Annotated in this window: 11 protein-coding genes; 5 read left to right on the top strand and 6 right to left on the bottom strand. The window is 62.9% G+C overall.

From position 1 onward, the window contains the following. The first annotated feature begins 1 nt into the window (after position 1). The gene (locus IFU31_RS01680) at positions 2–5,008 is read left to right on the top strand and encodes a dermonecrotic toxin domain-containing protein (RefSeq protein WP_192102089.1); all 5,007 of its coding nucleotides are present in this window, start codon (positions 2–4) and stop codon (positions 5,006–5,008) included. A 78-nt stretch (positions 5,009–5,086) separates the two neighbouring features. Here IFU31_RS01680 and IFU31_RS01675 read toward each other — a convergent pair whose 3' ends face one another. The 4 genes from IFU31_RS01675 to IFU31_RS01660 all read right to left on the bottom strand — a co-directional run bounded on the left by IFU31_RS01675 (position 5,087) and on the right by IFU31_RS01660 (position 7,985). Beyond that, positions 5,087–5,581 carry a DUF934 domain-containing protein gene (locus IFU31_RS01675; protein ID WP_122476876.1) on the bottom strand — a complete coding sequence of 165 codons (495 nt, stop codon included), beginning with the start codon at positions 5,579–5,581 and terminating at the stop codon, positions 5,087–5,089. Next, positions 5,565–7,223, bottom strand: a complete 1,659-nt coding sequence (locus IFU31_RS01670) for a nitrite/sulfite reductase (protein ID WP_122476878.1) — start codon at positions 7,221–7,223, stop codon at positions 5,565–5,567. The genes IFU31_RS01675 and IFU31_RS01670 overlap by 17 nt, the downstream gene beginning before the upstream one ends. Positions 7,224–7,507: 284 nt before the next feature. Further along, on the bottom strand, positions 7,508–7,669 hold the full coding sequence (locus tag IFU31_RS01665) for a hypothetical protein (protein WP_185793466.1): 162 nt from the start codon (positions 7,667–7,669) through the stop codon (positions 7,508–7,510). Between the two features lie 13 nt (positions 7,670–7,682). Then, positions 7,683–7,985, bottom strand: coding sequence for a DUF1883 domain-containing protein (locus tag IFU31_RS01660; protein ID WP_122476881.1), 303 nt, complete (start codon positions 7,983–7,985; stop codon positions 7,683–7,685). Positions 7,986–8,134: 149 nt separating this feature from the next. Here IFU31_RS01660 and IFU31_RS01655 point away from each other — a divergent pair, with 149 nt between their 5' ends. Next, a complete protein-coding gene (locus tag IFU31_RS01655) occupies positions 8,135–8,485 on the top strand; it encodes a hypothetical protein (protein ID WP_122476883.1) in 351 nt (116 codons plus the stop codon). 7 nt (positions 8,486–8,492) lie between these two features. Here IFU31_RS01655 and IFU31_RS01650 read toward each other — a convergent pair whose 3' ends face one another. Then, complete coding sequence (locus IFU31_RS01650) at positions 8,493–8,783, bottom strand: hypothetical protein (RefSeq protein ID WP_244657607.1); 291 nt, start codon at positions 8,781–8,783, stop codon at positions 8,493–8,495. A gap of 260 nt (positions 8,784–9,043) precedes the next feature. On the opposite strand from IFU31_RS01650, the gene galU reads away from it, so the two are divergent. Together galU and gorA are read left to right on the top strand one after the other, a co-directional pair. After that, positions 9,044–9,886, top strand: coding sequence for a UTP--glucose-1-phosphate uridylyltransferase GalU (gene galU, locus IFU31_RS01645; RefSeq protein WP_122476885.1), 843 nt, complete (start codon positions 9,044–9,046; stop codon positions 9,884–9,886). Positions 9,887–9,990: 104 nt separating this feature from the next. Then, entirely contained in the window at positions 9,991–11,349 is a 1,359-nt protein-coding gene (gene gorA / locus IFU31_RS01640; RefSeq protein WP_122476886.1) for a glutathione-disulfide reductase, read from the top strand. A gap of 16 nt (positions 11,350–11,365) precedes the next feature. On the opposite strand, the gene IFU31_RS01635 is transcribed toward gorA, so the two are convergent. Then, positions 11,366–12,010, bottom strand: coding sequence for a response regulator (locus tag IFU31_RS01635; protein WP_163007478.1), 645 nt, complete (start codon positions 12,008–12,010; stop codon positions 11,366–11,368). A gap of 271 nt (positions 12,011–12,281) precedes the next feature. Here IFU31_RS01635 and ahpC point away from each other — a divergent pair, with 271 nt between their 5' ends. After that, positions 12,282–12,845, top strand: coding sequence for an alkyl hydroperoxide reductase subunit C (ahpC, locus tag IFU31_RS01630; protein WP_122476891.1), 564 nt, complete (start codon positions 12,282–12,284; stop codon positions 12,843–12,845). Positions 12,846–13,066: the final 221 nt, after the last annotated feature.

Below are 13,066 nucleotides of genomic sequence, written 5' to 3'. Positions count from 1 at the left end.
CATGTCCAGCACCGAGATTCCCCTTCCAGGTCGCCATGATGCGTTCATTCGTGAGCGCACCCCCGCATGGGCCGCCGCCATCGGCACGACGCAGATGAACCAGTTGCAGCAAGCGCTGGTGTCCGAGCAATTCAGCTCGAACGGCCCACTGCCTTGGTTCACCCGTGCTTCGAGCGAGCATCGTGACGCTTTGATATCAGCCCAGGTCGAGCGCCAGCGTTGCCGCTCGAAGCTGAGCCTGGCCCTGGCCGGGTTTCGCAGCGTGGTCGCGTTCGCCGAACCCATCCTCGCCGAGGCCATGCGCATGCGCTTCGGCGCAACCTTGAATGTCCATGCCACGGACTTCATCCGTATCCAGACGCGCGAACACCTGCTGGGTCTGGATAACGACCATGTGCCTCAAGCCGAACCACTGATCATGGCAGCGCTGGGCAACTTCGTGGCAGACCCGGATTTTCATCCGCGCACCACGCTGGCACCCTCGGGCAGCGTGAAAAAGAGCGGTCCGTTCCCGCTCGGGCCGTTCACCAGCCGCTTTGAATACCGCATCGACAACCCACTGCCGATCGACCCCGGACGGTTCGCCACCCTGGTCCGCCAGTTGGACCTGGGGCGTCTGTACCAGGCGCACTTGAGCGAGGTGTTCGAAGCCACCGCCACCCGTGCCCAGGTCGCTGCCGCAGTCAACGCGACCCGCAGGGCCCAGCTGCGGGTGCTGGCCCATGTCGCCCGGATGAAGGGGGACATCGACGAGCAGGGCTTCAAGGTGGTCGAAAGTGTGGTCGCCGGGCGCGTCGAGCGCTGGGGTACCGGCACGGTACAGTTCTCTCGGCTGAGCCTGCTCGGGTCGGCGCTGCACGATGTGCTGGTGATCGGGCCGGCGCGCGGAGTGGGCCAGGCGACGGCGCCCATGCCTTGTCTGGTATGGATGCCGGGCGATGCGCGGGCACCCCTGAAGCAATACGCATCGACGGCCGAGTTCATCCAGGCGCTGGCTGTGGAGCTACTCAAGCCCGAGTCCGTTCGCCGGTTGCTTGCGCGGGTGGCGCAGACCGAACGCGCCGAGTTCCAGGCGCGCCTGCAACGTCGGCTCTGGCGCACCGAGGACGGTGACAACGGGCGCAAGATCGCCGTGGTCAATGCGCGGCCCAAGCTGGATATCGTCGAGGTGTCGGTGCGCGGCGAGCTGTTTGCCCATCTGCACGAGCGCCATGTGGCTTGGCTCAAGGCCGAAGCCAGGTGCCTGGCGGTGCCTACCGATCGGATCGACGCTGATCAGCGTCAGGCGCGCTGGAGCGGTTGGCTGGAGGAGGGGGTGTCGCTGTTGAACCTGGCTGCACTGTGCATTCCGGCGCTGGGCGAGGTGATGGTGCCGGTGATCGCGCAACAGCTGGTCGGTGAGGTCTACCACGGCATCGAGGCCTGGGAGGATGGCCGCACGGACGAAGCGTTCGGACACTTCAAGGGCATCGTCGGCAACCTGGCACTGGCCGTCGTTGCCCACGGCGTGGCCGCCGATTTCGGCACGACCTATCGCGCGGACGGTGTGGTCGACGAGATGCAACAGGTGCGGCTGGCCGACGGTCGCCAACGCCTGCTGCACCCGGATCTGCAGGACTACCGGGCAGTCGATTTGCCCGTCGCTATCGCGGCCGACGACCAAGGCGTCTACCGCCACCTGGGCAAGACCTTCATCCGGCTCGACGATCACTTTTTCGAGGTGCAACTCACTGCCGATCAGGCTCGGGGCCATGTGATTCATCCCACAGGCTCCACGGCCTATCGCCCCAGCGTCCAGCACAATGGCGCAGGCGCCTGGCAGCACTCTCTGGAGCAGCCGTTGCAATGGCGCGGCGCCGGGTTGATGCGCCGCTTCGGTCCCATGACCGAGCGCATAGGCGACGACGACCTGCTGACCCTGGCCGAGATCCATGGCGTACCCCTGGACCGGTTGCGTCGCCTGCACGTCGACCAGGAGCCACTGCCGGCGGCCCTGCACGAGGGTGTCATTCGCTACCGGGCCCATCAGGACCTGGCCGCGCGCATGGGGCCCAGCGGCCAGGGTATGTTCGATGAGCAGGGCAAGCAGCTGTTGGCCTCGCTGATCGAGCGCCAGCAGCCTGCTGCCAGCCGCGAGGCTGGAATACTGCGTCGCGATTTTCCGGGCCTGCCGGTGCGAATTGCCAATGAGATCGGCGCGTCGGTCAGCGCTGCCGAGCGCACGCGTATCCGCGAAGCTGGGCGGCTGCCGCTGCGTGTGGCCGAGCAGGCGCGCGCGCGGTTGGCACAGTGGCGTTCGAGCCAGGCCTGTAGCGCGCTGATCCTCGACACCGGTGGTTCTGCGGACCGCGACAAGGTGGTGATCGGCCTGTTGCCCAGCCTGCCGGGATGGACGGGCCGGGTGCGCCTGGAGTTGCGCGACGGCGGCCAGGCCGGCGACGTCACCGCGGCAGCGGGCGTCGGGGTCGATACCGAGCTCAAGTACATCGTGGCCAGTGAGGGCCGCTACCGCGCCTATGACCAGCGCGACCAGGAACTGGGCGGGTGGATGGATCTGTACAGCGCCATCTGCCGCGCCTTGCCCGACGCCGAACGCAGCGCCCTGGACCTCAATCCCAGCGCCGGGGAGGCACTGCGCCAGCGCTTGAGTGGCCTGGTTCGGGCCGACCGCAGCCGCGTGTCGCGACTGCTCGGGCAACGTCAGGTACAGCCTTGGTTCAAATCACCGGAACGCCATTCGCAGGGCATCGGCTACGCGCTCAGCGGGCGTGGCCAACCAGGCTGGAGGCAGAACCGACGGTTGCGGCACCTGTATCCGGGTTTGTCGCAAGCCAGTCTGCAGGTGCTGCGTGAATCGATGGTACGGCCCGATGAGTCGTTCGAGATGGCCTTGCAGCGCCTGGAGCAGGAATTTCAGGTATTGCGCCGGGAACTCAAGGATTGGCGCCGGCGCGCGCCGGTGGACGTGAACAGGGACAACGCTGCTCGCGATATCATCAGCGCCTGGCGCAGGGAAACCACGATTCTGGACCTTGGCGGGCAGCGCCTGGGTGATCTGCCATTGCTGGTGGCCGACCTCAGCCATGTGCGGCACTTGCGCATGAGCGCCATGGGGTTGCAAGGCGATCCCTCGTTCTTCCTGTCGGTGTTTCCCAATCTGTTCAGCCTGAACCTGTCGAACAACCGGCTGACAGCCATTCCGGGGCAGGTGCGCTCGATGGCCAGGCTGATGACCCTGGACTTCGACGAAAACCTGCTGGCTCCCTCACCGCAGATGTTCGATGCATTGATCAGCCACCCCACCCAGACCGCGCTGCGCTACCTCAGCCTGCGACGCAGCTTCGCGATCCGCCTGGCCGAGGGCAGCATCGTCGATAACCCTCTACCGGCTGAAGCCCTGCAGGCGCTGGGGCAAATTCCGCACCTGCGCGAGCTGGATCTGTCGAGCAATGCGCTGACCCTCGACGATGCCGCCTGTACCGCCCTGGGGCAATTGCGGGAACTGGAAACCTTGCGCCTGCAGCGCAACCATATTCGCTTGAGCGAGGCACGACGCACGGCGCTGGCAGGCTTGTCTGGCCTGCAGACCCTGGATCTGAACGGCAACCCGCTGCTGCTGCCGCCCACGCTCGACAGACTGCTGTCGTTGCGCTATCTGGGGTTGAGCGGGACTGGCATCGGCACCTGGCCGCCGGGGCTGACGCAGGTCTTCAATCGCGTGCCTCAGGTGATCAGAATTGCCAACCTCAGCGGCAACGAGATCGTCCGCGTGCCGGTGTTGGAAAACAGCGCCATGGCGCAGATCAACCTGAACCTGGCCAACCACGGCCGTCCGGTGCTGAATCTGGACAACAACCCCTTGTCGGAACCCAGCTATCAGCGCCTGAGTCGGGCCGGTGTGTTCCCGCGTCGACGCTGGATGGGCGGTGCTGGCGCAGCAGGCCGCCCGGTGGTCGACCAGCGCTGGCTGGAAGGCTGCGAAGCGGGCCTTGCGCAGCGCATCGCGGCGGATCGCAGCAGTGAGGGGGCGGCGGCTTTCTATCGGGTAATGGATCAAGTCTCGCGCACGGCGGGCTACGCCAGACACTCCCTGGCCTACAAGCAGCGCATGTGGGCGATCATGGAGGCACTGGTGCCGCCGGTGCAGGGGGGCGCTGGTGATGGGCTGGGTGTGGTGGACCTGCGTCAGCAGCTGTTCGATCAGGCGACCTTGACCGAGAACACCTGCGGCGATGGCATCAGCGTGGTGATAGATGACTTCGAAACCCGGGTCCTGGCCTGGCAGGCGGCATCCAGCGCCATTGATGGTGGGGCGGCGATGTTCAAGCCGTTGCTGGCCTTGAGTCGCCAGTTGTACAAGGCGGCGTTGGTGGACGAATACGCCGTGGGCATCACCCAGGCGCGCCTGCAACGGCGCGAGGCGTTGCTGGCTGGCGATCCTGCGCCGGCGCTATTGCCGTTCGACGAGATCACCGAGGCGGAACTGCAGGCCGCCGTGCCGGACGAGGTGGAGATTCGCTTGCGCTTGCGCGGGTTGGCGCAGTCACGCCTGGGGCTGCGCGTGCAACCCGAGATGCTCTACACCGAGCAGATCGCTTCGGCCACTGTCGAGCATGTGGTACGCGCCGTGCTGGAGCGCGCTACCGACAGCGGATTGACCGACTGGCTGGTGGATCAGCCTTTCTGGCAGCTGTACCTGCGCAAGGTGTACCCGGAGCGTATGTCAGCGCTTGCGGACTTCTGGGCCGAGGTGATCAACCATTTCGAAGAAGCCCTGGATGCCAACGCTGCATTCACCACAGAGGTATCCGGGCTGCCGCCGTTGCTTGAGCAGCTGAAAACCTTGGCGCCCAGCGTGGTATGGCAGGGCGAGCAGGGGGAGGCGGCGAAAGTGGTGCTGACCGAACAAGCCACGCTGGATCTCTACGGGGCCATCGATCAGGCCCGTCGAAAGGCGCTGGACGCGCTCCATCGAGCGCTGACTCAGGCAGCGTTGGTCGGTTCTTAGGAAGGATCGAGCGGCGGCGTGCAAGTTTGTGACCGCCGCGCCAGCAGTGGCGCGGCGGCTACGGCCTGCAACCAGGGTTCAGCGGCGACGGAACAGCGGCAGCGGTTCGTCGGTGGCCGCCTGGTAGCTCACGGAGAAATCCTTGAGGCTTTCCAGGGCTTCGTACGGGTCTTTGTCGGCGCGCAAGGCGAAGGCATCGAACCCGCAGCGGTGCAGGTAGAACAATTGGTCGCGGAGCACGTCGCCAATGGCGCGCAGTTCGCCCTTGAAGCCATAGCGATCGCGCAGCAGGCGCGCATTGGAGTAGTTGCGGCCGTCGGTGAAGGCCGGGAAGTTCAGGGCGATGACCTGGAACTCGTTGGCCTGTTCACCGATTTCCTCGGCTTCTTCGTCGCTGTCCAGCCAGACGCCCAGCCCACCGTCCCGAGCCTTGAGCGCCGGACCGTGCTCGCGCCACAGCGAGAGGGGCACGATCAGGTCGTCACAGTTGCTGATGCCGTCGAACGAGGTGTCCTTGGGCAGCAGGTGCCAGGTTTCGTCGACGACTTCGTTGTTCTTAATGATTCGCTGCATAGACGCGCTCCTTGAAGGGGTCGATGCCGATCCGCTGGTAGGTATCGATGAAACGCTCGTCTTCGGTGCGTTTTTCCACGTACACGTCGATCAGCTTGGAGATGACATCGGGCATGGCGTCCTGGGCGAATGACGGGCCGAGGATCTTGCCCAGGCTAGCGTCGCGGCTGGCGCTGCCACCCAGGGACACCTGGTAGAACTCCTCACCTTTCTTGTCCACGCCAAGGATGCCGATGTGGCCGACGTGGTGGTGACCGCAGGCGTTCATGCAACCGGAAATATTGAGGTCCAGTTCGCCGATGTCGAACAGGTAGTCCAGGTCGTCGAAACGGCGCTGGATGGATTCGGCGATCGGAATCGACTTGGCGTTGGCCAGGGAGCAGAAATCACCGCCCGGGCAGCAGATGATGTCGGTCAGCAGGCCGATGTTGGGGGTGGCGAAACCGCCTTCGCGCAACTCGTTCCAGAGGCTGAACAGCTGCGCCTGTTCGACGTCGGCCAGAATGATGTTCTGCTCGTGAGAGGTGCGCAGCTGGCCGAAGCTGTACTTGTCGGCCAGATCGGCGACGGCGTCGAGTTGCTTGTCGGTCAGGTCGCCGGGTGCGACGCCGGTGGGCTTGAGCGACAGGGTCACGGCCACATAGCCCGGCTTCTTGTGGGCCAGGGTATTGCGCGAGCGCCAGCGGGCGAAACCCGGATGCTCGGCATCCAGTTGCGCCAGGTCGGCGGCGAAGTCGGGCAGGGCCTTGTACTCCGGGTCGACGAAGTGCTTGGCCACGCGGTGCAGTTCGGCCTCGGTCAGTGTGGTGCTGCCGCCGCGCAAGTGCTGCATCTCGGCATCGACTTTCTGGGCGAACACTTCCGGCGTCAGGGCCTTGACCAGAATCTTGATCCGAGCCTTGTACTTGTTGTCGCGACGGCCATAGCGGTTGTAGACGCGCAGGATGGCATCGAGGTAGCTGAGCAGGTCCTGCCAGGGCAGGAACTCGTTGATGAACGCGCCCACTACCGGCGTCCGGCCAAGGCCGCCACCGACCAGTACGCGGAAGCCCAGCTCGCCAGCGTCGTTGTGCACCGGCTCCAGGCCAATGTCATGCACTTCGATGGCGGCGCGGTCGGTGCTTGCACCATTCACGGCAATCTTGAACTTGCGCGGCAGGTAGGCGAATTCCGGGTGGAACGTGGTCCACTGGCGAACGATCTCGCACCACGGGCGCGGGTCGATCACTTCATCGGCGGCCACGCCGGCGAACTGGTCGGTGGTGACGTTGCGCAGGCAGTTGCCGCTGGTCTGGATCGCATGCATCTGCACGGTAGCCAGTTCGGCCAGGATGTCGGGAATGTCTTCCACGGCCGGCCAGTTGAACTGCACGTTCTGTCGCGTGCTGATGTGCGCGTAGCCCTTGTCGAAGTCGCGAGCGATCTTGGCCATCATGCGCGTCTGCCGCGATGTCAGCTGGCCATAGGGCACGGCGACGCGCAGCATCGGGGCAAAACGCTGGATGTAGAGGCCGTTCTGCAGGCGTAGCGGGCGAAACTCTTCTTCGCTCAGTTCGCCAGCCAGGTAGCGGCGGGTCTGATCTCGGAACTGCTTGACGCGGTCCTCGATGATCCGTTGATCGTACTCGTCATAAACGTACATGGTGATCCTGTTCTCAGGCTGTCTTGTCGCATCATCAGAAAAGCACGCGCACGGTCGCGGGCTCTCGACAGAGCCGACGGAAGATAACAGTTTGTAAATAGACGTAAAAGTGATGTTTGAGTATATGCACAGAACCAGAATGCATATGCCCCGAGGTACCTGTCACCCCTGTAGGAGCGGTCATCGCCCGCGAAGGCCGTACCGCGGAGTGCCTGCCCCCACAGAGTTCGCGATCGCCTTGTGGGAGCGGGCCCTGCCCGCGAAGCGCGCGCCGCGGATTGGACTCAGAGGGCCTTGCTGACGTGAATGTCGCTGATGCTCGCCGCAGCGTCGCCGTGCAAGGCGACCAGGGCAGCCTGGGCCTCTTCCAGCGAGCCGGTGGCCAGGTGGGCGAAGTCCCAGCGGCGTTGGCCGTCGAGGTTGTAGCGGATCACATACTTGATCATGGGCGCCCCTGTATCAGGTGAATTTCGAAGCCGTGCGGCGCACGATCTTGATCTTGTGGGTGAAGCTGCTCTTGCGCGCCACGCTGGACAGCTTGGTGCCCGCAGTGTCGATGGTGATGTTCCAGAAGCCTGTGCTCGGCGCGCTGATCTTGGCCGGGAAGGTATCGAACGCGCCGCCGTGGTAGGTGTGTCGTCCACCGTTCTTGAAGCTGCGGAAATTGGCATCGCTCATCAGGCGGATGTTGCAGAGCTGGGAGCACTCGATGACGACCAAGTCATCTTCATTGAGGTGCTCGCGCTGGTGAACGAATTTCATGGGCTCTCCACTGTTGCCGGTGCGCGAGTTACAGGTGCGCGCAAAAGCGCAACGATATCATGCGCGCCGCGGCACGGATAAATTCTACCGATGCATGGAGCAAATTCATGACCTTGCGGTCACAGGGTATTTAATGACGGAGATGCATCATGAAGTGGGCCTGGTTGACGGCAGTGGTATTGCTCGGTGGTTGTGCCACCGTGACGGACATCGAGAAAAGCCCCGAGACCATGAGCGTGATTTCCGGCAAGACCCCCAAGGAGTATTCCACCTGCGTGGTCGCCCAGCTGAGCGACAGTCGCGGGCCCTCCGTGATCGAGCAGAAGCATGACGGCTATCGGATCATCGTTCCGCAGAAACTCTCTAAGGATCCAGCCGCCGTGCTGATCGTCGACGATCGGTCCGGCGGCAGCAGCATCAAGGTGCACGAACGTCTGTCCAACGTGCCGCTGCGCCCTGCCGACGTGCGTCAGGCGGCCGAGAAATGCATTTCCGGCTGAGCCGTCTCTACTTGCACACCACCACCAGGCTGCGGGTCTGGTAGTTGCCCAGGTCGGCATCTGCCAGCCCGATCTCGCCGGTACGCCGCGGTACACCTTGCGTCGCGACCGTCTGATAGCCGGCAGGGCACTCCAGGCGGGCTTGTTCGTCGCACTTGTCCCAGGACATGGCTTGACCCGAGCAATCGATGTTCAAGCCTTGTTGGCCGTTCTTGAGAATGGTGGGCGAAGTGCTTGCGCAGGCCGAAACGGCAAGCACGGCAAGGGTGGCCAGGGTGGTGCGCAGGAGGGTGCTCATGGGGCGGGATTCTTCAGGTAGACAAGGGGGCCGCTATGCGGTGGCGCAATGCTATACACTGCCAGGCGGCAAGGGTAGTTGTGCAAGGAAATTTTCCGTTGCTCGACCGGTGTAGCAATATTTACCTTGCAGTGGAACTATCTGCATCAGGATTTCTCTATCAACCAATCGGTTGGCCAGCGGCAGGCATTGTTAGGTAGTCGACGCCTGAACCCGACTGTGCCGTAACTCGTCAGCATTGCTCTTCTGTAAGGACTCACATGATCAAGAAATGCTTGTTTCCAGCGGCCGGCTACGGTACTCGCTTCCTGCCAGCGACCAAAGCAATGCCCAAGGAAATGCTGCCGATCGTCAACAAGCCGCTGATCCAGTACGGCGTCGAAGAGGCTCTGGAAGCTGGCCTGAGCCAGATTTCCATCGTCACCGGGCGCGGCAAGCGCGCGATCGAAGACCACTTCGACATCAGCTACGAGCTGGAAACCCAGATCAAGGGCACCGAAAAGGAAAAGTACCTGGTCGGTATTCGCAAGCTGATCGACCAGTGCACCTTCTCCTACACCCGCCAGGTGCAGATGAAAGGCCTGGGCCACGCCATTCTCAGCGGTCGCCCGCTGATCGGCGACGAGGCGTTCGCGGTAGTGCTGGCGGACGACATGTGCGTGAATCTGGACGGCGACGGTGTGCTGCAGCAGATGGTCAAGCTGTACAACCAGTTCCGCTGCTCGATCGTGGCGATCCAGGAAGTCGACCCGCAGGAAACCCACAAGTACGGTGTGATCGCCGGCGACATGATCCGTGAAGATATCTTTCGCGTGACCAGCATGGTTGAAAAGCCAAAGCCTGAAGATGCGCCGTCGAACCTGGCCATCATCGGCCGCTACATCCTGACCCCGGACATCTTCGACCTCATCGAACAGACCGAGCCAGGCAAGAGTGGCGAGATCCAGATCACCGATGCCCTGATGAAGCAGGCCCAGAACGGTTGCGTGCTGGCCTACAAGTTCAAGGGCGAGCGTTTCGACTGCGGCGGCGCCGAAGGCTACATCGACGCCACCAACTTCTGCTTCGAAAACTTCTACAAGACCGGCAAAGCGTTCATCTGACGCCCAATCGGTTAGCATGATCGACGCCGCTGCCCTCTGGACAGCGGCGTTCTTGTTTATGGCTACGGCTCGCGTGCGGGCCGTGCAGGTGCCAGGAGAGCAACATGAGCTATGACTTCGATTTATTCGTGATTGGCGCCGGTTCCGGCGGCGTGCGCGCGGCGCGCTTCGCCGCAGGGTTCGGCGCGAAAGTGGCAGTGGCTGAAAGCCGCTACCTGGGCGGCACCTGCGTCAATGTCGGCTGCGTGCCGAAGAAGTTGCTGGTGTATGGCGCCCACTTCGCCGACGACTTCGACCACGCCAGCGGTTTTGGCTGGAGCCTGGAGAAGCCTTCGTTCGATTGGCCAACCTTGATTGCCAACAAGAACAAGGAGATCGAACGGCTCAATGGCATCTATCGCAACCTGCTGGTCAACAGCGGCGTGAAACTGCTGGAAGGTCATGCACGCCTGGTGGACGCGCACACGGTCGAAGTGGATGGACAGCGCTTCAGCGCCGAGCACATCCTGATAGCCACCGGTGGCTGGCCGCAGATTCCCGATGTGCCGGGACGTGAGCATGCCATCACCTCGAACGAGGCGTTTTTCCTCGAGCAACTGCCCAAGCGTGTCATCGTGGTTGGTGGCGGTTACATCGCCGTCGAATTCGCTGGGATCTTCAATGGCCTGGGCAGCGAAACCACCTTGCTCTACCGCGGCGAGATGTTCCTGCGTGGCTTCGACGGTGCGGTGCGCAAGCACTTGAGCGAAGAGCTGACCAAGCGCGGCATGAACCTGCAGTTCAATTCCGATATTGCCCGCATCGACAAGCTCGACGACGGCAGCCTCAAGGTCACGCTCAAGGACGGTCGCGAGCTGGCGGCGGACTGCGTGTTCTATGCGACCGGGCGCCGGCCGATGCTGGATAACCTGGGGTTGGAAAATACCGGCGTGCAGTTGGACGACAAGGGGTTCATCCAGGTCGACGAGCAGTTCCAGACCACAGAGCCCTCGATCCTGGCGCTGGGCGATGTTATTGGCCGTGTGCAGCTGACCCCGGTAGCGTTGGCCGAGGGCATGGCCGTGGCGCGTCGCCTGTTCAAGCCTGAGCAGTATCGCCCGGTGGACTACAAGCACATCCCCACTGCAGTGTTCAGCCTGCCGAACATCGGCACCGTGGGCTTGACCGAGGAAGAGGCGCGCGAGCAGGGGCATTCGGTACAGATCTTCGAGAGCCGTTTCCGACCCATGCAACTGAGCCTGACCCATAGCCAGGAGCGCACCCTGATGAAACTGGTGGTCGATGCCGACACCGACAAGGTATTGGGTTGCCACATGGTTGGCCCTGATGCCGGCGAGATCGTGCAAGGGTTGGCGATTGCGCTCAAGGCGGGCGCGACCAAGCAGGTCTTCGACGAAACCATCGGCGTGCATCCCACCGCTGCCGAGGAATTCGTCACCATGCGCACTCCAGTGGACGCCTGAGCCTGCGGCCTGCCGGTCAGTCCGGCAGGCCGACCACGGCAGCGTATTCCTGCAGTGCGGCGTCATGGCTGATACCCAGTTTTTCCATGGCGCAGCGCTTTTGCCGGCTGATGGTTTTTTCGCTGCGCTGCAGACGTGCAGCGACGTCGCGTCCGCTCATGCCTCCCACCAGTAACCTCAGTACTTCCAGCTCGCGCGCCGACAGGCGTTCATGGGCGCCCCGGTGTTCCACTTCATATTCGGCCAGGCGTCGGGTGAAGCGTGCACTGAGGTAATGGTTGCCGCGCATGAGGCTGTGGGCCGCCGTGCTCAGATGGCTCAGGCACTCCTGCTTGTCATAGAGCCCTCGGGCGCCGCTGTCGAGGATAGCCCGCAGCACCATGGGATTATCCAGCGTGGTCAGCACCAGCACCGGCAGGCGCGGGTAGCGCAGACGCACCTGGCGCAGCAGTGCCAGGCCGTCGCCACCCTCGAGCTGAGGCATGCGGTAGTCGGTGATCAGCAGATCGCAGGCATGCTGCTGCAGCGATTCGAGCACTCGGTTGGCGTTTTCGGCCTCGCCGACCACGCTGAAACGCGCGCGCGGGGCGCGCTCCAGCGCAATGCGCAGCCCAAGTCGAACGGCCGAGTGGTCGTCGGCCACAATGGTTTTGATAGTCACCTGGTTGATCTCATCTGCGGAAGCGGGCCTCATGCTATCCGCCGGGTCCCAGGCATGGCTGTAGGGAGTGCGTGGGTGCGACTGTGCGAAAAGTCGACAAAAAGCAGTGTCATTGCCCTGTGTTCATATTTCTTCTTTATTATGTGTAGCTTCGATAGGCAAAACCAATCGACAGCATCCAGTTTGCCAATGAGCTATCGGTCAAGCATGTGTCTAGGATGCTGCCTATCGAATTCAAACACGATTTCAACCCCCTGAAGGAGAGTCACCGATGCCGATCATCAACAGCCAAGTCAAGCCATTCAACGCTACCGCTTACCACAATGGCGCTTTCGTGCCGGTCAGCGACGCCGATCTGAAAGGCAAGTGGTCTGTCGTATTCTTCTACCCAGCCGACTTCACCTTCGTTTGCCCAACCGAACTGGGCGACTTGGCCGACAACTACGAAGCTTTCAAGCAACTGGGCGTGGAAATCTATGGTGTGTCGACCGACACCCACTTCACCCACAAGGCCTGGCACGACACTTCGGACACCATCGGCAAGATCCAGTACCCGCTGATCGGTGACCCGACTCACACCATTTCGAAGAACTTCGACGTGCTGATCGAGGCCGACGGCATCGCTGACCGTGGCACTTTCGTGATCAACCCGGAAGGCCAGATCAAGATCGTCGAGCTGAACGACGGCGGTGTAGGCCGTGATGCATCCGAACTGCTGCGCAAGGTCAAAGCGGCCCAGTACGTCGCCGCTCACCCAGGCGAAGTATGCCCAGCCAAGTGGAAAGAAGGCGAAGCCACCCTGGCTCCGTCGCTGGACCTGGTTGGCAAGATCTAAGCAGCTTCCCAGGCTGTCTCCTGCGGGTCACTCCCCGCAGGACTGCATCACCCCTGTAGGAGCGGTCATCGGCCGCGAAAATCCGCCGCGTTTTGCTTGTCCGAACGCAGCGCCTGATTCGCACCCAGCGACCGCTCCCACAGTTTTCAACTTCTCCAAAAGCATCATCGCTCACTCGGGGTCGATTACCCCGGCGGGCAACTGTCGTCTTCGAAACATTC

The sequence above is a fragment of the Pseudomonas sp. CFBP 13602 genome (genome assembly GCF_014842725.1).
GTDB lineage: Bacteria > Pseudomonadota > Gammaproteobacteria > Pseudomonadales > Pseudomonadaceae > Aquipseudomonas > Aquipseudomonas baltica.
Note: the sequence above shows the minus strand (reverse complement) of the source record. Positions and strands in the feature narration are given on the sequence as shown.